16 protein-coding genes, 1 tRNA gene and 1 pseudogene are annotated in these 18,487 nt (G+C 39.7%); 10 read left to right on the top strand and 8 right to left on the bottom strand.

Annotation, left to right across the window (positions count from 1 at the left end; all coding sequences use genetic code 11):
* The first annotated feature begins 4 nt into the window (after positions 1-4).
* Positions 5-169, top strand: a complete 165-nt coding sequence (locus HMPREF9009_RS26060) for a hypothetical protein (RefSeq protein WP_004299166.1) — start codon at positions 5-7, stop codon at positions 167-169.
* A 91-nt stretch (positions 170-260) separates the two neighbouring features.
* Here HMPREF9009_RS26060 and HMPREF9009_RS23750 read toward each other — a convergent pair whose 3' ends face one another.
* Both HMPREF9009_RS23750 and HMPREF9009_RS23755 read right to left on the bottom strand, forming a co-directional pair.
* Complete coding sequence (locus HMPREF9009_RS23750; protein WP_049703575.1) at positions 261-2,099, bottom strand: RagB/SusD family nutrient uptake outer membrane protein; 1,839 nt, start codon at positions 2,097-2,099, stop codon at positions 261-263.
* A gap of 15 nt (positions 2,100-2,114) precedes the next feature.
* Complete coding sequence (locus HMPREF9009_RS23755; protein WP_049703576.1) at positions 2,115-5,201, bottom strand: SusC/RagA family TonB-linked outer membrane protein; 3,087 nt, start codon at positions 5,199-5,201, stop codon at positions 2,115-2,117.
* A 543-nt stretch (positions 5,202-5,744) separates the two neighbouring features.
* On the opposite strand from HMPREF9009_RS23755, the gene HMPREF9009_RS23760 reads away from it, so the two are divergent.
* Both HMPREF9009_RS23760 and HMPREF9009_RS23765 read left to right on the top strand, forming a co-directional pair.
* Positions 5,745-6,161, top strand: a complete 417-nt coding sequence (locus HMPREF9009_RS23760; protein ID WP_015531339.1) for a helix-turn-helix domain-containing protein — start codon at positions 5,745-5,747, stop codon at positions 6,159-6,161.
* A gap of 15 nt (positions 6,162-6,176) precedes the next feature.
* Positions 6,177-6,581 carry a helix-turn-helix domain-containing protein gene (locus tag HMPREF9009_RS23765; RefSeq protein ID WP_004299170.1) on the top strand — a complete coding sequence of 135 codons (405 nt, stop codon included), beginning with the start codon at positions 6,177-6,179 and terminating at the stop codon, positions 6,579-6,581.
* A 581-nt stretch (positions 6,582-7,162) separates the two neighbouring features.
* On the opposite strand, the pseudogene HMPREF9009_RS23770 reads toward HMPREF9009_RS23765, so the two are convergent.
* Positions 7,163-8,047 (bottom strand): annotated as a pseudogene (locus tag HMPREF9009_RS23770) (urea transporter).
* Positions 8,048-8,573: 526 nt separating this feature from the next.
* On the opposite strand from HMPREF9009_RS23770, the gene HMPREF9009_RS23775 reads away from it, so the two are divergent.
* Positions 8,574-9,290 (top strand): DUF6577 family protein, encoded by a 717-nt coding sequence (locus HMPREF9009_RS23775; RefSeq protein ID WP_049703577.1) that lies wholly within the window; start codon positions 8,574-8,576, stop codon positions 9,288-9,290.
* 32 nt (positions 9,291-9,322) lie between these two features.
* The gene (locus HMPREF9009_RS23780) at positions 9,323-10,405 is read left to right on the top strand and encodes a nucleotidyl transferase AbiEii/AbiGii toxin family protein (protein WP_118220007.1); all 1,083 of its coding nucleotides are present in this window, start codon (positions 9,323-9,325) and stop codon (positions 10,403-10,405) included.
* A 141-nt stretch (positions 10,406-10,546) separates the two neighbouring features.
* On the opposite strand, the gene HMPREF9009_RS23785 is transcribed toward HMPREF9009_RS23780, so the two are convergent.
* The 5 genes from HMPREF9009_RS23785 to HMPREF9009_RS23805 all read right to left on the bottom strand — a co-directional run bounded on the left by HMPREF9009_RS23785 (position 10,547) and on the right by HMPREF9009_RS23805 (position 14,039).
* Positions 10,547-11,482 carry an ISAon1 family transposase gene (locus HMPREF9009_RS23785; RefSeq protein WP_008025715.1) on the bottom strand — a complete coding sequence of 312 codons (936 nt, stop codon included), beginning with the start codon at positions 11,480-11,482 and terminating at the stop codon, positions 10,547-10,549.
* Between the two features lie 40 nt (positions 11,483-11,522).
* Complete coding sequence (locus tag HMPREF9009_RS23790) at positions 11,523-11,894, bottom strand: ISAon1 family transposase N-terminal region protein (protein ID WP_008640050.1); 372 nt, start codon at positions 11,892-11,894, stop codon at positions 11,523-11,525.
* Between the two features lie 223 nt (positions 11,895-12,117).
* Positions 12,118-12,190: transfer RNA gene (locus tag HMPREF9009_RS23795), tRNA-Lys, on the bottom strand.
* A 94-nt stretch (positions 12,191-12,284) separates the two neighbouring features.
* Positions 12,285-13,418 (bottom strand): AI-2E family transporter, encoded by a 1,134-nt coding sequence (locus tag HMPREF9009_RS23800; RefSeq protein ID WP_049703579.1) that lies wholly within the window; start codon positions 13,416-13,418, stop codon positions 12,285-12,287.
* A 21-nt stretch (positions 13,419-13,439) separates the two neighbouring features.
* A complete protein-coding gene (locus HMPREF9009_RS23805; RefSeq protein WP_004299175.1) occupies positions 13,440-14,039 on the bottom strand; it encodes a thymidine kinase in 600 nt (199 codons plus the stop codon).
* Between the two features lie 140 nt (positions 14,040-14,179).
* On the opposite strand from HMPREF9009_RS23805, the gene HMPREF9009_RS23810 reads away from it, so the two are divergent.
* The 5 genes from HMPREF9009_RS23810 (at position 14,180) to HMPREF9009_RS23830 (ending at position 17,935) form a co-directional block, all read left to right on the top strand.
* On the top strand, positions 14,180-14,857 hold the full coding sequence (locus HMPREF9009_RS23810; protein ID WP_049703580.1) for a hypothetical protein: 678 nt from the start codon (positions 14,180-14,182) through the stop codon (positions 14,855-14,857).
* Positions 14,858-14,869: 12 nt separating this feature from the next.
* Positions 14,870-15,544 carry a 16S rRNA (cytidine(1402)-2'-O)-methyltransferase gene (rsmI, locus tag HMPREF9009_RS23815; protein ID WP_004299177.1) on the top strand — a complete coding sequence of 225 codons (675 nt, stop codon included), beginning with the start codon at positions 14,870-14,872 and terminating at the stop codon, positions 15,542-15,544.
* 33 nt (positions 15,545-15,577) lie between these two features.
* Positions 15,578-16,435, top strand: coding sequence for a Cbp1 family collagen-binding glycoprotein adhesin (locus HMPREF9009_RS23820; protein WP_004299178.1), 858 nt, complete (start codon positions 15,578-15,580; stop codon positions 16,433-16,435).
* 95 nt (positions 16,436-16,530) lie between these two features.
* The gene (locus HMPREF9009_RS23825) at positions 16,531-17,223 is read left to right on the top strand and encodes a YjjG family noncanonical pyrimidine nucleotidase (RefSeq protein WP_049703581.1); all 693 of its coding nucleotides are present in this window, start codon (positions 16,531-16,533) and stop codon (positions 17,221-17,223) included.
* Positions 17,224-17,284: 61 nt separating this feature from the next.
* Positions 17,285-17,935 carry a MarC family protein gene (locus HMPREF9009_RS23830; protein WP_004323496.1) on the top strand — a complete coding sequence of 217 codons (651 nt, stop codon included), beginning with the start codon at positions 17,285-17,287 and terminating at the stop codon, positions 17,933-17,935.
* The last annotated feature ends 552 nt before the right edge of the window (positions 17,936-18,487 follow it).

The raw sequence follows: 18,487 nt of genomic DNA on the forward strand, positions 1-18,487 counted from the left end.
AAGTATGGATATTAAGAATGATAAGATCACAATAAAACCCTTACATGATAAAGATGTAGGCACTTTCAGTAAATGGTTGGCTAAAGAATATATTTATAAATGGTTCTGTCCGGACGGAAAAGAACATAAAATGGCTTGGTTGAATGAGATAAATAATAGAAATACCTAATATCATTATATGAAATATTTCATTGCTTATTATAATAATGTACAGGTGCCAAGATTGATTCCATAGCACCTGTACATATTGAAAATTCTACTTAATATCCCGGATTTTGATACTCGCTGCCATTGGTGATTGTTGCAGTAAATGTAGTTGAAATGGGACGTAATGCATAATTCGGGTGAAAGAATTGTGCTAAGTCCGGATGAGTATTCTCCAGATACTCCGAGTTCTTAAACATTCCTGTCCGTTTCAAGTCGTAGAAGCGGCAATATTCTCCGCAAAGTTCACGGCCTCTTTCGTCTAAGATATCCCGCACCGTAACACTTCCTGTAAGCGGATTTGCTCCGGCACGTTCACGAACTTTGTTGATATAACCGGCTGCATTCGCACCACCATTCAGGTAAATATCAGCTTCTGCCGCAATCAAATAAACTTCTGCCATGCGCATGATAAACGTTGCATTCAGATTACCGTTTCTCTGTTTGGAAGCATTGGCTACATAATAATTACTGCTGTTATGCTTATTCAGTGACGGATAATAGTAGCGGAACTGGTTCTCGTTTGTGCCGTCATCCTTGTAATTGCCTGTGACGTTTGTATAAGCATAATTCATGTTCACGTTATTATTGTCATTACTATATACATGGTGATAATCAATCAGCAAGTAATCAGAAATATGTTCTTTTTGCTTTTCTGTAGCATAATCGATGTCCTGTGGCATGATAAACTTAATGGCTAAGTCACCTTTATTCAGAGCTTTGCCAATGACGGTTTCTTCTTTATCATACATGTGTACGGCACTTTCATCCCACGTGTAATTCTTGTTCGCGTTCCATTCAGTAGTGAACGATTCATGAAATCTGGGGTCCAATGTTCCGTCTTTCTGTACATACAAACTCAACAAATGCTGAGTGGGCATAAAGATACCGGTAATTGAGCCTTCCCAGGTAAGGCGTGTTTCCTGATTATCTTCACGAGCACCGAACTTATTGATATTGCATAAGAAATACTCATCGTTGCGATTTAGCTTGTAATTTCCGTTGCTTGATCCGTGACCGTCTGCTCCTGCATACCAGCGATGTTTCCAAAGAGCTTCTTTGTTTTCCCAGTTATTGCTCTCTTTAAACACTTCGCTATACGATGGATACATATACGTATTGTATTTCCCACCGCCGGTTTCGCAATCGGTAATCAATTTCTTGGCTGTATCCAGAGCTTCCTGCAAATATTCGGTGCTTCCATATTCGTACGTCTGCAAGCAGGCTTTAGCCAGAAAACCGAGAGCGGCTTTCTTTGTCGGGGTGGTAGTAGTTGCATGCGTACCTGTTGGCAACCATTCGGATGCAAATCTTAAATCGGGCAGGATTACTTCCTGATAGATAGTCATCGGATCGGTGCGGGTGGGGGAGTAAGTCAGTGTTTCTGCTGTTATCGGTTCTGTGAGCATCGTCACTGCTCCGAATTGTTCCACTGCATTGAAATAATAGACAGCTCTAAGAAAACGGGCTTCCGCAATCTTGGCATTCCGTTCCTCTTCCGTGGTGTAAGGAGGTTTGTCTCCTAATGCGATAGCTTCGTTACAGGCTCCCACACCGTCGTACGTCCCGTTCCACCAATTATTGGTGTAAGTCGTATTGGGTGATGTTCCTGCGAAAAACCAGAACCACTGTGTGTAACTTGTTGATTCGTTGGCTTTATACGTCCAAAGATCGGTGTCGCCTTCAGTCAGTGACATCCAGTCTGCAGAACCGTAGTAAAACCTTTCCATGGCAAAATAACACTGGTTAATCAGGGTTTCATATCCATCGATGGAAGTAGCCAAAGCCTCTTTGGTAAATGCGCCCGGGTTGTATTCCTCCAAGGTGCAGGAATGTAGAGATAAGGCCGAGAACAGCACACTGCAAAATATGAATTTTATATATATCCTTTTCATGATTATAATCTTTTGTTAGAATGTCAAATTAACGCCAAAAACAAATTGCCGGTAGGTAGGAAATGCATCCGAACCGTTGGTTTCGGGATCAGTATCTTTCAACTGCTTATCTTTTACAAAGATGAACGGATTGTAGGCTGTGGCATAAATACGGCATTTCTCCATTAAAACTTTGCGGGAAATATTGACGGGTAGTGTATATCCCAGCGTGATATTTTTAATCTTAATGAAGGAGCCGTCGCGCACTCTTAATGAAGGATATACGTTTTTTTGTTCGTCTCCCGTTCCGGGACGGGGGAAATAGGCTCCTTGATTATCCTCTGTCCAGTAGTCTACGCCTGCCAGTTGATTCTTGGTTACGCTCTGTTCGGCGGTATAATAACCGAGCAGGTCACTGTTGATTGTCTGTCCGTAACGCGCCATGGCAAAGACGGATAAATCAAAATTTTTGTAGGTGAAGGAATTGCTGAATCCGATGATCCAGTCCGGATTGGAATGTCCTAGAATTTGCCGGTCTTCCGTACTGTATTTATGCACACCTCCATCGCCTTTCTGGTCTAAGGTTTCTATCTTGATGAATCCGGGTTTTACGCCGTAGGCATCCAATGTTTCCTGTGGAGTATCGGTTCCCCAAATTCCGGTATATTTATATCCGTAAATAGCTTTAATCGGTTCACCGACAAACAGGTTTTCGGCGATCAGATCACCGTCAGGCAGATCGTCTATTTGTTCCTTGTTCCAAGTGACGGATAAAGTGGTGTTCCAGGTGAAATCTTTATGCCGTATGTTGTGCGAAGTGATCGTTGCTTCCACACCTTGGTTACTGGTCTGGGCGATGTTCTGCCAGATAGCCAGAGGCGATCCCCATCCGGTCAGACCGCTGGTGATGGGCAATGTACGTTTGAATAATAATCCTTTGGTGGTTGTCTTGAACCATTCTACCGATCCGTCAATGCGACCGTTCAGGATACCGAAATCCAACCCCACATTCCAGTTGTATGACTTCTCCCAGCCGAGATCGGAACTACCGTAAGTACCGGAGTATTGCGTGAAAGGAACAATCTTCCCATTAATGGAAATTCCCGAAGCGGTATATACGTATGCTTGTGTTGTGGTGCTGTATGCGGTGGTTCCTCCCGAGTTACCTGTGATACCGTAGCTCACTCTCAATTTCAGGTTGTCCAGCCAACTACGTGTCTTTTCCATAAATGCTTCGTCCGATATTCTCCACGCCAGTGCGCCTGCGGGGAAAGCATCCCATTTATGTCCGGTGGAGAATTGTGAAACACCGTCCCACCGCGTAGAGAAATTAAACAGGTATTTGCCTTTGTATGAATAGTTCAGACGGAAGGCAAAAGACATTTTCTGCGTCTGTGCGAAGTCGGATTCTACATGTTGGGAAGTGCCCGATGTCAGTCGCCAGAAAGACCATTGATCTACCATTTGACCGCTGGCGGCAGCCATGCTACTTTCCGACTGGTTCTTATTCCAGGAAGTAATCAATGAACCTCCCAGATTATGGTCTTTGGCGATGGTTGTGTTGTATGTGAGAATATTTTCCCAAGTGTAATTCCAGGCATTGTTGTTGGTGATGGAAGCATGCGGTGAACCTGCATAAGACGGACGGTTGGCATTGCACTTCTCTCCCCAGTATTGCCCGCGGCGTGAGTGATTCAACGTACCATTGACACGACTGGTAAAAGTCAGGTCTTTGACGGGAGTTAGTTCGACATAGCCGCTCATGTTCAGATAGGTGGAACGTGTGTTGTCTACATACTGGTTCTCTATAAAATCACTCATCGGGGAATATTGTCCCGTGATGTATTCGTGATTGATCTCCCCTTTTTCGGTATAAGCATCACCCAACGGGATGGCGGAGAGAGATTTGGTGAATGTGTTTTTTACGCCGGAGTTCAAGTCCCGGTAGACTAAATTGGAGGTAAAGCCCACCTTTGCCCATGAAAATATCTGTTGATCCAGGTTGAGGCGTAACGAATATCTGTTCAGATTTTCGTTATTAAGTAAACCCTCTTCCCGGTTGTAGGAAGTCGAAGCAAATAATTTTGTCTTTTCAGTGCCACTGCTGACCGAAAGACTGTATTTCTGTGTGGTAGCCGTGTTGCCCGACACTTCATCTATCCAGTCTATCCATTTGCCGTCGTTGTATGCATCTATAAAATCTTGTTTCCCTAGTAGGGCAGACATATCGGTAGGATAGTCACCGTTTTTATATTTATAGGCTTCTTGCTGGTAGGTGCCCCATTCATCCCGCGTCATCCCATGTCTGTAGTTGGGTGAACCGCTGAATCCGTAATAAGCATCGAAGTTTACGGTCACTTTTCCCTCTTTTCCTCTTTTGGTGGTGATGATGACAACGCCGTTTGCTCCTGCGGAACCATAAATGGCGGTGGAAGAAGCATCTTTCAATACATCTACACTCTCGATGTCTGACGGGCTGACCTGGCTATAGCTGCCGGGGATTCCATCGATAATAAACAATGGTTCGTTGCTGCCATAAATAGATCGTGAACCACGTAACAGGATAGTGACATCACCTCCTACCTGTCCCGAAGTTTTGGTGATATCCATTCCGGGTATCTTGCCTTGAAGGGCTTCCATCACATTATTGGTAGGAGCGGCTAGTACTTCCGCACTCTTGACGGAGGTGACTGCCCCCGTCAAATCCCGTTTTTTGACCGATCCATATCCTACCACCACTACTTCATCAATCAGTCTGGCATCTTCCGTCAGTATGATTTCCAGCTTGTTCTTGTTGCGTGTATTGACATCCTGCTCCGTGTATCCCATATAAGATACCTTTAATACTGCATTGGGCGATACGCGCAGTGTGAACAGTCCGTCTACATTCGTAATCGTCCCGTTGCTGGTACCTTTTTCAACGATATTCGCTCCGATAATCGTCTCTCCTTGAGAGTTTTTCACTATACCCGATATCGTTCTGTTCTGTTGGCAATAAGCCCGTGTTGATCCAAGTATCGATAATGAACCTATTAATAGGAATAATAGGTAAAAATTCATTCTATAAACAGTCTTTAGGGGATTATTCTCCCCTATGTTTGTTTTATCAGAAAATGATTTCATGCTTTTTGTTTAATTGTATGTTTACTAATTTGTTTTTGGATAGCTAAATTCCAGGATGATTTAAAGCTATGTTTCGATTGTAATGACTTTACTTACCCCATAGGCTATTAGATTTTATTGGTTAAATGATGATTGTTCAGAATGTCAATGCCAATTGAACATTATTCTGTTACTGTTTTGAATGTGGCGCCACGATTCATGTCAGTAAAAAAACTGACAGGGCAAAATTATGCATATAGAATTGGGGATTGAAAAAAATAAAGTTGACTTTTATCAGGACAGAGTTGTTTCTTACTACCTGTTGTATATTTGATTTTATTAAGGTAATATTGTTGTTGATTAAACCTTTACCCGTCGTAAACTTTACAGTAGTAAAGTTTTAGAAGTAGATAAAAATGATAAAGACCGGGATAAAATAGATCTAATTAGGTTATATTCAAAAGAGAAACAGATAGAAAGCTGTCTTTTTCAAAGGGCGATATGTAGTTGCGAATTTTATTTTCATTATCTTTGTCTCAATGTATTTACTAAAGCAACAATGATATGGATATTAAAGTAAAAGACAAGGTGAATCAAAGGCATGTCGGTCGCAATCTGCAAAGAATCCGTGTATATCTAGGTATGAAACAGGAAGCGTTGGCTTCTGATCTGGGTGTTAGTCAACAGGAGATCTCGAAAATAGAGAAACAAGATGAAATAGAGGATGGACTGTTAACCAAAATAGCTGAAGTCTTGGGAATATCTACTGATGTCATCAAGGATTTTGATGTTGAAAAAGCCATTTGTAATATTAATAATTATAAAGATGCTACCATTTCTCCGGGAGCAATTGCTACTGTTTATGCTCATAACCAACAGATTAATCCTCTAGAAAAGGTGGTTGAACTGTATGAACGCTTGTTGAAAAGTGAACAGGAGAAAATAGAGATTCTAAGAGAGTGCATAAAGCAGGGAAAATAATCAACAGACTGGAATATGGAAACGGAAAAGTACACAAATACGATTCATCTGGGAAGAAAAATTGAACGGGTGCGTCGGCTTCGGGGAATGACTCAAGCGGAACTCGGTGATCTGTTAGGTATAACGAAACAGGCTGTTTCAAAAATAGAACAAACAGAGAAGTTTGACGATGAACGATTAGGCGAGATTGCTTCAGCATTAGGCGTTACTGTAGATGGCCTGAAGAATTTTAATGAAGAGACAATCTTGTATAATACTAATAACTTCTACGAGAATTGCGGTGTTAAAAGTGCTGTCAGCAATACAGGCAATAATCAGACCTTTAATAGTTTCCCTGTTGAACAGGTAATTGAGATTTTCGAAAAGTTGTTGGATAAACAAAAGGAGCAATTTGAAACTTTAAAAAAAGAGAAGAAATAAATATCTCCAAGATATTGAATTTTATCAGTCGTAATTATACTCCTAATGCAATGATAGCTGAATTGATTTCTTCAAAAAATAAGGAAATAGATTGGTTGAAAGAAGAAATTAAGTTTTTAAGAGGGGAAAATGAAAAATTGCTGTGGATTGTGAACGAAAGGACATCTTCGCTATAATAATTGTGATTTTAAACATAGAGGTATCCAAACTCTCTTCATTCCAAGAAGTTTGGATACTATTTTTTTAGTTTGTTGCATTATGACGTAACGTTCACAGTACAAAAGCTGCTATCTCAGGTGATAAAATAATACTTCTGTCTTCACTAAAAACTATGAAATTAGCATTGTACAATGCATTGAGTATTTCATTGTACGTTGTTTTTCCTAACCCTTCGAGTCGTTTTAATCTACTCCACCCGTATTGGTAAGTGAATTGTAGTAGCTGATATACGGTTTCTGCTCTTTCATCTTTTTCCTTGAAAGAAAAATGGTGATACTTTTACTACTTTCACGCCTGAAATATCGATGAATAAGGAGATTGACGCAAGGGTGAGGATGCGAGGGTAAAACTGATAATAACCTTTATTTGATGACTAATTTAGGTATTCTGAGCATTTTTACTTTCTGTATCATTATTATAATCCATACAGATATAACAAAGGGAGCGGTTAAGGTAATAATACCCAAACTCATTCATAGAATTTGTAATACGGTGAACAGTAAGACAGAGCATCCTGTCCATAAGCCACTTTTCCAGGTCGTCCCTTCTAAAGCTATGGCACATAATACACCATTATAGCTCATTAATCCGGCATTTAAGTTTATAGCATCCACTTCAAGTGAAATGGCTAGGGGGCTAGGAAGAAGCGCTCCCAAGATAGTATAGAGACTTGCCTTTCGAGAATTAATCAAAATGCCTATAAGGAAAAATAATCTGGCTAGAACTGTATTTCCCTGAAACATGACTTGCCCTAAACCTAAACAGAAGGCTTGGAAATAAGTAATATTCTGTGTAGTATCAATAACCGTATCGGAAACTAATAGTAAATCTGGTATAAGCTAGCTGCAAACTCCCAACATTCCCCATACAGCAAGAATGAAAGGAACTGTAAAGCCAGAAATTAAACGTTGCTGACAGAAAAAATAGGCAATCCATGTGGAAAGGGCCGAAGCGATAATCAACATGATTAAACCTTCTACCGATAATTGTAGAAATACGCCAACTGTTATACCTGCTAAAGTTCCATTAAATCTGTATAATCCATTTTTAATATCATCATACTTATATCCCGAAAAATAGGCTGTCAGTATACTTATTATATTACCGCAGACTGCTAGTGTTCCCATTTGCCATGAGTTTAGAAATATTCCAATTAGCATTAATAATCCCGAGAAAGCATTATTCTGAAACATCACTTCTCCTATTCCACGTTCCAGAATGAGCAATAAATTGTGTATAAAGGCCATTCGTGTAAATTATTAACTAATAAAATGATGACAAAAGTATAATCTTCAGTTGAGAATATCAAGATTAAGAAATGTGTAATAAAGGATTGTGATATTATAAATTAGTAGTATGCATTTGTGGAGGCTCGTTTTATGAACAATTAAAGTTTTCTTTGTGGATTATTTGTGTTGAAATAATAGGATGAATTCTTCAAGATTGAGCAGTCTCAAAATTATGTAATATATTGCCAATATAAGCCCTACTATGGTATAATTATTTCTATATTTTAATGGATTATTACAGATTGGATGATTTTATTACTCTAATGATTAACTTTTATTCATTTGACTGGTAGAATCATTATAGTGTACTTTATCGGATGCTTACATAATTTCCATTTAAGTAGGTTTAGCCGGTGACCTGACGTTATGCGTATCCCGTACTATCGTGATGATGAGATGGAATGTTTTTCAAAATTTCGGCAGTATTTTCTTGTTACTGCCGAAATTTTGATATATATTTGTTCGTGAATTATAAAGAATATATATGAATAGCAAGTTGCAAGAAAGTAAGGTGAAACAGTTATTTGCTCAGCAGGAAGTTATCACCAATACGGATATACTTTATTTATATAGAGAAAAGGAACCTGAAATACCGGAGGCGACCGTAAACTGGCGGATATATCATTTGGTTCAGAAAGGGGTTATCCAAAGAATCGGCAGGGGAAAATATCGTGAGGGCAAAGCACTAACCTTTTCCCCCGAATTGTCGGCGAAGACTATAAAGGCTGGAAAATTTGTCGGGAAAGAATTTCCCTATATTAATTATTGTATTTGGGAACTGTCGGCAATCAATAGTTTCAGCCAACATCTGATTAATTATAACGTGGTTTTTCTGGAAGTGGAACGTGAAGTTATTGATTCTGTTTACAGAGCTTTGAAGGATATGAGGTACAAGGTTGTCCGTATCAAGGATATAAAAGAGGATTTGTCCGATTTTGCCGGATATGTTTGTGTGCGTGCATTGGTTACCGAGGCTCCCGTACTGAAAGAAAAGAGTGGTCAAGTAGCTTCGCTGGAAAAAATATTGGTCGATTTGTATTGCGACAAAGAGTTTGCACCCTTTCAGGGGAACGAGATATACCATATATATAAGAATGCTTTCGATGACTATACCGTAAATGAAAGCACTATGTTAAGATATGCAAGACGCAAGGATAAAAAGACGGAAATAGAGGAAGTTATTAATTCTATAAAACGGTAGTAATTCACTTGTACTGCCAAAATTTTGATATTATGATAGATATAGAAAGTATTGAAAAATACTGGATTGAGAGTATTTCCAAGAAAAAGAAAGTCGATAAAATCCTTATAGAGAAAGTTATCAGGGCATTGATGCTACTGGAGGGATTAAGCAGCTCCGGTTTGGATTTCGTTTTTAAAGGTGGAACCGCCCTTATGCTGTTGTTAGGTACAACCAAACGTCTGTCTATAGATATTGACATTATTGTACCTAACAAGAGCGTTGACTTGGCTGATTATCTGGATAAGTTCATAACAGAAAAAAGATTTACCCGATACGAGAAACAGGAGAGAAAAGTACAAAGCAACATAGAGAAGGAACACTATAAACTGTTCTTTATATCTGCACTTAACGGAAAGGAATCGCATATCTTACTGGACGTGCTGAAAGAGGATATTCATTATAAAACTCTTGTAAAAACTCCAGTCGGCAGTAGTTTCCTTAAAGAAACGGGGACTCCCGTCATGGTTACCACTCCTGACTTTAATAATATATTGGGAGATAAACTGACTGCGTTTGCTCCTACTACAACCGGTATTCCTTATATTAAAAAGGATAAAGAGATGGGTATGGAGATTATTAAACAAATGTATGATGTGGGGTGCCTATTTGATGAGATTGATGATATAAGCATGGTTAAGGACGTATTCAAAGCCTTTGCCGCCATTGAACTAGAGTATAGGGGAAACACACATACAATCTCTGACGTATTGGATGATACGTTTTATACTGCATTGGCTGTCTGTTTCAGAAAGAATATTCAGAATACCAATTTTACTGTTTTGAATAATGGGATTATTTCAATCAAGTCTTATATATTCTCTGATTCCTTTCACTTGGATAAAGCTGTTACATACGCCGCTAAAGCTGCTTATTTGGCTATATTGATAAAATACTCCAAAGAAGAAATAATCAGATTTGACCCTAAAGTAAACTTAAAGGATTTAGAAATAAAGCAGTTCAATCCGGAACATCCTTTGAATGAATTGAACAGGCTGAATAAACTGAAAAAATCCAATCCGGAAGCTTTCCATTACTGGTATCAGATTTATAAGATTATTCAAGAGAATAAATAAATTCAGATAAGAAAAACAGCCGTTGCAACTGTCAATCACAGTGTAACGGCTTTCTTTTAGAGTTTAAAATCGGACCAAAACAAAGTCCACCTATTTCGGCTCAGTTGTAATTCTTGGGGGATTAAGTTTAGTCAATTCCCTTCATGCATATACCTTTGCTAGCCTAAAAAGGAAGAAGCTCATATCCACTACTCCTCTAAATGATGCCCTAAATGCTTTGATTTTAGCATTAAATGCTTCCGCTGCTGCATTTGTACTCCTGTTCACAAAGAAGTTCAGAATCCTTTCATAATGATTCTCAATAGAGTTTGCTACTGTTGTGAATGTATCGTATCCATATTCTTCAATCTTATTATACCATAGTGCCAGCTTTGCTCTTGCTACATCCTTGTCATAGTTTGTGGAAAAGATCTTTCCCAACTCCAATGAGTAGTAATATACGTGCTTAATATCTTCAAACTGCTTGAAAAGTAATTCTGCCCTGATTTTCTGACTCTTGGTCCATTTATCAGGTGATTTAAATAATAAATATCTGCTTCTGGCCAATAATTGCCTGAGTGTATCTCCGTTTTCGAGTTCTTCTGCTTTATATACTTCCCCCTTCTCTTTTGCCGCTTTCATAGCTTTATTCTCCTCTTTTATCACTTGCCATCTATATGTAATGCGCAACTCTTGTACAGCTTCGTATACAAGTTTTTGTACATGAAACCTATCAATCACCTGCATGGCACGTGGAAAGCACGTTTTGGCAATCTTTTGCATGCTCCCTGCCATATCCAGTGTAATTTCTTTGACCTGATTACGCAGCTCCTGTGGCATCTTTGTAAGTACCGCAATGATATCATCGGTTTTAGTGCCCTGAATTACAGCTATAATAGAACCTTTCCTACCTCGCTTATCTCTATTTATTAAGATGGTATAAAGATCTCCCTTACTTAAAGCCGTTTCGTCAATACATAGGTGATAACCCATATTCTTTGGATAAAGGATATACTCTTGGGCATGTGCTCTCTGATCCCAATTCTGGAAGTCACTCAGGTGGTCTTTATATTGGCTTTGAAGCTGTTTGCCATCCATACAGTAATGCTCAGCTACACTTTGGCAGCTAACGGCGTGATTATCTAAGTAATTCTTTTAAAAAAGCACCGAACTCAGCGGTTATGCGAGTACCGGTGGCTACCAAACTCCAGTCACGACTATATGTCTGCCCAGTGGATGGATCTTCCCAGCGACGACGCTTGATACGTAAATAAACGGCTTTACCACGGATAGGGAAGTCCTGAACTTCAATCTCAGGGAGGAAACCTTTTGAGTGAAGATGGAGATCAGAGTACTCAGCAGGAATAGTGGCTTTCTCCTCTAAATAAAGAATAAAGCAAGTATCCTGAGAAACATGATTGACTAGGGTAAAGTAATCAAGGATTCCTGAAGGCAAGAACAAGCTTAAAGAAGCAACAGGATCAATCGTTTGGGAAGAGGATGTTTTCATGATGCAAAAATAAGAATTTTAACGCAATCCCCCAAGGTTTCAGACTGAGCCATTTTAACGCAATCCCCCAAGGTTTCAGACTGAGCCCCTATTTCACCTGTTTTTCTTGCTGTAAATACCCAAGAAAACAATGTGACCCTATTTCCTGCTATCTGCCAGAAAAAAGAAATCCCCGATAACACTTGATTATCAGGGATTTGCTTGATTTTTCTTTTGTTTTTCGTGATCCGCCTGGGGCTCGAACCCAGGACCCCAACATTAAAAGTGTTGTGCTCTACCTGCTGAGCTAGCGAATCAATCCTTATTTGCGAATCAGTTATTTCCTGATTGCGGGTGCAAAGGTAGTTACTTTTATTTAATTTGCAAGCATTCCGTAGAAAAAAGTTTCAATTATTTTTCCTCGTTATGGCTTGTTTCTTGATTATCAGTAGTTTCTACTTCATCATATTTTATCTTTTCTTTGTTGATAATAAAGCGTTGGTAGTAGGAGAGCATTAAAGTTGTTAGTGGCAAGGCGATGATCATGCCGAGCATTCCCATTAATGAACCCCAGATGGAAAGAGATAAAAGGATGATGGCAGGATTCAGTCCGGTAATCTTTCCCATGATTTTGGGGACAAGGAAGGTATCCTGTATGATTTGTACGATTGCAAAGACAGCTAATGCACATGCAATGATAATCCAGAAGTTCTGTCCGGTGTCGGCAGCTTTGAGGATTGCCAATAGAATGGTGGGCAGGAAACCGATGATTTGCAAGTAGGGAACCATATTTAATGCTCCGATGAAAAGTCCCAAAGCAATAGCCATGGGGAAATCGATAATCAGGAAGCCAATGCTGAAAAGAATACCTACGCAGAAAGCAACCAAAGCCTGTCCACGAAAATATCTGTTCATACCATCCTGTACGTCGTGAACCAGATTGGAGGCAAACGTACGGTATTTATTAGGTAGCAGATGCAACCATCCTTCAGCTATCGCTTCGTAATCTAATAATATAAAGATTACATATAATAATATAATGAAGGAGGCAAGGATGCTGAATAGAATGTTGAGAGATTCTGCAAGCAAGGTCCACACTCTGGGGACGGTATCCTTGATTGCCGCCAAAATATTCTCTTCACTTAATACACGGTTCAGCGCTTGAAGATCGATATTTTCGTGGATAAATTCAGAAAGACTCTTAGGCACATTGTTTCCGGCTCCATTGGTGAGGTAAGTCACCAGCAAGTCGTTCATTCTGCCTATTTCCGAAATCATCGGCGGCACTAATAGGTAGAATAAAGTGACTCCGATAACCGTAATAAGGAATAAGGAACAGAAGATGGAAATAATGCGGCTTTTCAATCGTAGCTTATACTGGAAAAATTTGACTAGCGGATAGACCATGTAAGCTATCAACCACGCAATAAAGAAAGGTAATAACACTCCGCTAAGGCGTTCTACAAGCATTAATATTCCTACAACTAACACACATCCGATAGAACCGCGTATAAAACTGTCGAATGTTATCTTTTTCCTTTCCATAATCTTTTTCTTTTATAGAGTTTATACTTTCTGCTCATCTTCCCCTCGTGCACGGAGATAACATTCCCTGCACAGAGGCTCGTATTCGGCTGTTTCGCCTAAAAGAACCTGTTTCTCATTCTTGACAGTACGATGTGAGAAAGAAGCCAGCTGGCCACATTTCACACAGATTGCATGAACTTTGGAGACTTCATCGGCAATGGCGCATAATTGTGGCATTGGTCCGAACGGATTTCCTTTGAAGTCCATATCCAACCCTGCAATGATAACACGGATTCCATTGTTGGCGAGCTGGTTGCATACATCAATCAAACCACTGTCGAAGAATTGTGCTTCGTCAATGCCTACTACATCTATCTCGGAAGTAAAGAGTAGGATACTGGCTGACGAATCGATGGGAGTGGAGGCGATAGAATGGCTGTCGTGAGAGACTACATCTTCTTCTGAATAACGGGTGTCGATAGCCGGTTTGAATATCTCGACACGTTGTTTCGCGAATTTCGCTCTCTTCATTCTACGAATCAATTCCTCTGTTTTTCCGGAGAACATGGAACCGCAGATTACTTCGATCCTGCCTCTTCTTCTAGTTTCCTGTATGTGGTCTTCTGAAAATAATACCATGAGATTTTGTGTTTTCTTGATTAAGTAAATATGTGGACAAAGGTAAGCAATTCAATGTGCAAGAACTGTTAAATTATCCATTATTTTAAGTTATTGCATAAATTATTCCTACATTCGCACCGTATAAACAATGGACTGACATGAAACAGAAGCTATTAACAGATATTGAGTTGGATGTTCATGAGTTGAAGTATCTCATGGATTCATTTACCAAGGAGCCGACTCCGACTTTGTCTGAACTGTTGAAGCGGAGCATTACACGGATGCAGGGACGTTTGGATGAACTGCAGCAGGAAGTGGATGCTGTTCAGGTGACTTCTCCGTCAGCTGTAGAAGAAACAGTGGAAGAGACTAATGAAGTTGCCGAATCTGAAGTAGATTCACCCAGCATTATACAATCTCTTGAATCTGTTGTTGTGAAAGAAGATGAGGAAGAAGAGATTATTGTTGCGGAAGAGAAACCAGTCGTAGCGCTAACAGAAGAAGGGAAAAAAGAGGAACCAGCAATTGTTGAGGAATCTGTAGCTGAAACTGTTGTGAAAGAGGAAGAACCTAAATCGGTAGTGTTGGGAGAAAGTCTCAAACTATCTGCTGGCTTGCGACATGCTATCAGCTTGAATGATTCTTTCCGTTTTTCTCGTGAACTATTTGGAGGCGACACAGAATTGATGAATCGTGTTATTGAACAGATATCAGTAATGGGTTCCTACAAGACTGCGGTCGCATTTCTGTCCTCGAAAGTCGAATTGAATGAAGAAAAAGAGGCGGTGAACGACTTTTTGGAACTACTAAAGAAATTTTTTAATCAATCAGTATAAATCAAAAACAAGATGGGAAAGCTATATGTAGTGCCTACGCCGGTAGGGAATCTGGAGGACATGACTTTTCGGGCTATCAAAGTTCTGAAAGAGGTCGATCTGATTTTGGCGGAGGATACACGTACTTCCGGTATCTTGTTGAAACACTTTGAAATAAAGAATGCAATGCAATCCCACCACAAATTTAATGAACATAAAACGGTGGAAAGTGTTGTTAATAGAATAAAGGCAGGTGAAACGGTGGCACTAATTTCGGATGCCGGAACGCCTGGAATTTCCGATCCCGGATTTCTGGTTGTTCGTGAATGTGTGCGCAACGGTATTGAAGTGCAGTGTTTGCCGGGAGCAACCGCTTTTGTTCCGGCACTCGTTGCATCGGGATTGCCGAACGAGAAGTTCTGCTTCGAGGGGTTTCTCCCCCAGAAGAAAGGACGGCAGACACGACTGAAGACATTGGCGGAAGAACACCGCACGATGGTGTTTTATGAATCACCCCACCGTCTGTTGAAGACGTTAACACAGTTTGCCGAATATTTCGGTGCTGAACGTCAGGCAACCGTGTCGCGTGAAATATCCAAGCTCCACGAAGAAACAGTTCGGGGCAGTTTGGCTGAATTGATAGAACACTTTACCGCCACCGAACCCCGGGGCGAGATTGTGATAGTATTAGCAGGAATAGATGATTAAATAATTTCATTAAAAAACGTAAAACGTAAACGTATGAAAAAGTTAGCTGTTTTATTTGTATGCGTAGCCATGTTAGCTTCGTGTGATAGCTTTAAAGGTGGAAGTAAAGACCTGAAAGCTGAAAATGATTCTCTTTTGATGGAACTGAACCAGCGCAATGCTGAACTGGATGATATGATGGGTACTTTCAATGAAGTTCAGGAAGGTTTCCGTAAGATCAATGCTGCCGAAAGCCGTGTTGACTTGCAACGTGGAACCATCACTGAAAACTCTGCCAGCGCCAAGCAACAGATTGCTTCTGACATCGAATTCATCTCTAAACAGATGGAAGAAAACAAAGCGCAGATTGCAAAGTTGCAGGCACAGTTGAAGAACAGCAATTACAATTCTGCACAGATGAAAAAAGCTGTTGCCGCTTTGACTGCTGAATTGAACGCTAAACAACAACGTATCGAAGAACTTCAAACAGAACTGGCTTCCAAGAACATCCGTATCCAGGAATTGGATGCTGCTGTCAGCGACTTGTCTGCTGCTAAAGAAACGTTGGCTGCAGAAAACGAAGCGAAAGCTAAAACCGTTGCTGAACAGGAAAAGAGCTTGAATGCTGCCTGGTTCGTATTCGGTACTAAATCTGAATTGAAAGCTCAAAAGATTCTTCAGAGCGGAGATGTATTGAAGAGTGCTGATTTCAATAAGGATTATTTCACTCAAATCGATATCCGTACAACCAAAGAAATCAAGTTGTACTCTAAACGTGCTGAGTTACTGACTACTCATCCGTCCGGTTCTTATGAATTGGTTAAAGATGACAAAGGCCAGTTGACATTGAAGATTACTAATCCTACTGAATTCTGGAGTGTATCCAGATACTTGGTTATCCAGGTAAAATAAGGTAGACATCCCTTTTTGAATTGCCAATGTGCTGATTCCTGGATTCAAGAAATTAGCACATTGGCTTTTTTATTTCTTATATACGCTAACTACTGATGAAATATAAAAATCTCTTTTTTGATCTTGATGATACCATTTGGGCTTTCTCTCAAAATGCCCGTGATACTTTTGAAGAAGTATATCAGAAATATTCGTTCGACCGCTATTTTGATTCGTTCAATCATTATTATACCCTTTATCAGCAAAGAAATACCGAACTTTGGATTGAGTACGGCGAAGGAAAAATAACGAAAGATGAATTGAACCGTCAACGTTTCTTTTATCCTTTGCAGGCTGTGGGAGTGGAAGATGAAGCGCTTGCCGAACAGTTCTCGAAAGATTTTTTCGTGATTATTCCCACTAAAAGTACTTTAATGCCTCATGCAAAGGAGGTATTGGAATATCTTGCTCCTAAATATAACCTCTATATCCTTTCCAATGGATTCCGTGAATTGCAATCACGCAAGATGCGTTCGGCAGGAGTGGACGGGTATTTCAAAAAAGTGATTCTTTCGGAAGATCTCGGAGTGTTGAAGCCTTGGCCGGCGATATTCAATTTTGCCTTGTCTGCCACTCAATCCGAATTGCGCGAATCCTTGATGATTGGTGACAGTTGGGAAGCGGATATAACCGGAGCGCACGGAGTAGGGATGCATCAGGCTTTTTACAATGTGACGGAACGGACTACTTTCCCTTTTCTTCCCACTTATCACATACATTCCTTGAAAGAATTAATGGATTTATTATAGGTTTTCTGGATTAAGTCGTATTTTTGTTGCGTTTTAATTTTGCATAAAATACGATATAATCATGGATAGTACGCTTCTGCCTTTTGCCTTACTTTGTTTCACTTCATTCTTTACATTGACCAACCCATTGGGAACGATGCCTGTCTTCCTTACCATGACCCATGGTATGACGGATAAGGAACGTCAGTCTATCGTACGTCGCGCCACCATTGTGTCGTTTATTACAATAATGGTATTTGTCTTTGCCGGGCAGTTTCTTTTTAAGTTTTTCGGTATCTCTACCAATGGTTTCCGTATTGCGGGTGGGGTAATTATCTTCAAGATAGGCTTTGATATGCTTCAAGCCCGTTATACACCGATGAAACTGAAAGATGAAGAAATCAAAACGTATGCGGATGATATCTCCATTACTCCTCTCGGCATTCCTATGTTATGCGGTCCCGGAGCGATTGCCAATGCTATTGTCTTGATGCAGGATGCACATTCTTATGAAATGAAGGGAATTTTGATCGGCACTATTGCCCTGATTTATCTGCTGACTTTCTTTATTCTTCGTGCTTCTACGAAATTGGTAAACGTATTGGGCGAGACGGGAAACAATGTAATGATGCGCCTCATGGGATTGATTCTGATGGTGATTGCGGTGGAATGTTTCGTCAGCGGATTGAAACCGATTTTGGTGGATATTGTGAGAGAGGGGATGCTTCCTTGATGATAAAAGATAGAAGGGTTGAAGAGTCCTTAAAATGAAATTTATCTTTGCTGTAAAAAATGAACTACCCTTATAGAAGTTAATAAGATATATATAAATAAAGCCGTAAATGGATGACAACTATCAGGAATATTTTATTTTAAATTACTTTTGTAAAAAATAGATTCCCGAGTTTTTTTATAACCCCCTTAATAGAAATGAGACTAAAACTCCAAGGCTTGCCAAAGAGTTTAGTCTCATTTTTACCTTTATAAATCAGTATCTTTTTTATATCTTGGAATTGGATATATTGTATCTACTCTTTTTTATTTCATTAAAAAGAAGTGAATTGTTTATGGATTCTGATCAGTGGCAATATTTAAGCTTTCATTACCGTCGAACTCTGTCATTGGAATCATCATCGTCATTTCCCAGTCTTCCGGATCAATATAACGTCTGTAGTCTAATAGACGTGCTCCTTCTCCCCATTATTCGATACGATGTTGAAGTAAATGTTTCTTACGTAAAACTATTTATGTATATATTTATAAATAATAAGACCTGCAATTTCGA

Origin of the sequence: Bacteroides sp. 3_1_13 (assembly GCF_001185845.1) — a bacterium.
Taxonomy (GTDB): domain Bacteria; phylum Bacteroidota; class Bacteroidia; order Bacteroidales; family Bacteroidaceae; genus Bacteroides; species Bacteroides xylanisolvens.

Excerpts from the sequence above, each read along its gene's own strand:
- HMPREF9009_RS26060 (WP_004299166.1), top strand. The coding sequence starts at position 5 with ATGGATATTAAGAATGATAAGATCACAATAAAACCCTTACATGATAAA.
- HMPREF9009_RS23750 (WP_049703575.1), bottom strand. The coding sequence starts at position 2,099 with ATGAAAAGGATATATATAAAATTCATATTTTGCAGTGTGCTGTTCTCG.
- HMPREF9009_RS23755 (WP_049703576.1), bottom strand. The coding sequence starts at position 5,201 with ATGAAATCATTTTCTGATAAAACAAACATAGGGGAGAATAATCCCCTA.
- HMPREF9009_RS23760 (WP_015531339.1), top strand. The coding sequence starts at position 5,745 with ATGGATATTAAAGTAAAAGACAAGGTGAATCAAAGGCATGTCGGTCGC.
- HMPREF9009_RS23765 (WP_004299170.1), top strand. The coding sequence starts at position 6,177 with ATGGAAACGGAAAAGTACACAAATACGATTCATCTGGGAAGAAAAATT.
- HMPREF9009_RS23775 (WP_049703577.1), top strand. The coding sequence starts at position 8,574 with ATGAATAGCAAGTTGCAAGAAAGTAAGGTGAAACAGTTATTTGCTCAG.
- HMPREF9009_RS23780 (WP_118220007.1), top strand. The coding sequence starts at position 9,323 with ATGATAGATATAGAAAGTATTGAAAAATACTGGATTGAGAGTATTTCC.
- HMPREF9009_RS23785 (WP_008025715.1), bottom strand. The coding sequence starts at position 11,482 with ATGGATGGCAAACAGCTTCAAAGCCAATATAAAGACCACCTGAGTGAC.
- HMPREF9009_RS23790 (WP_008640050.1), bottom strand. The coding sequence starts at position 11,894 with ATGAAAACATCCTCTTCCCAAACGATTGATCCTGTTGCTTCTTTAAGC.
- HMPREF9009_RS23800 (WP_049703579.1), bottom strand. The coding sequence starts at position 13,418 with ATGGAAAGGAAAAAGATAACATTCGACAGTTTTATACGCGGTTCTATC.
- HMPREF9009_RS23805 (WP_004299175.1), bottom strand. The coding sequence starts at position 14,039 with ATGGTATTATTTTCAGAAGACCACATACAGGAAACTAGAAGAAGAGGC.
- HMPREF9009_RS23810 (WP_049703580.1), top strand. The coding sequence starts at position 14,180 with ATGAAACAGAAGCTATTAACAGATATTGAGTTGGATGTTCATGAGTTG.
- rsmI (WP_004299177.1), top strand. The coding sequence starts at position 14,870 with ATGGGAAAGCTATATGTAGTGCCTACGCCGGTAGGGAATCTGGAGGAC.
- HMPREF9009_RS23820 (WP_004299178.1), top strand. The coding sequence starts at position 15,578 with ATGAAAAAGTTAGCTGTTTTATTTGTATGCGTAGCCATGTTAGCTTCG.
- HMPREF9009_RS23825 (WP_049703581.1), top strand. The coding sequence starts at position 16,531 with ATGAAATATAAAAATCTCTTTTTTGATCTTGATGATACCATTTGGGCT.
- HMPREF9009_RS23830 (WP_004323496.1), top strand. The coding sequence starts at position 17,285 with ATGGATAGTACGCTTCTGCCTTTTGCCTTACTTTGTTTCACTTCATTC.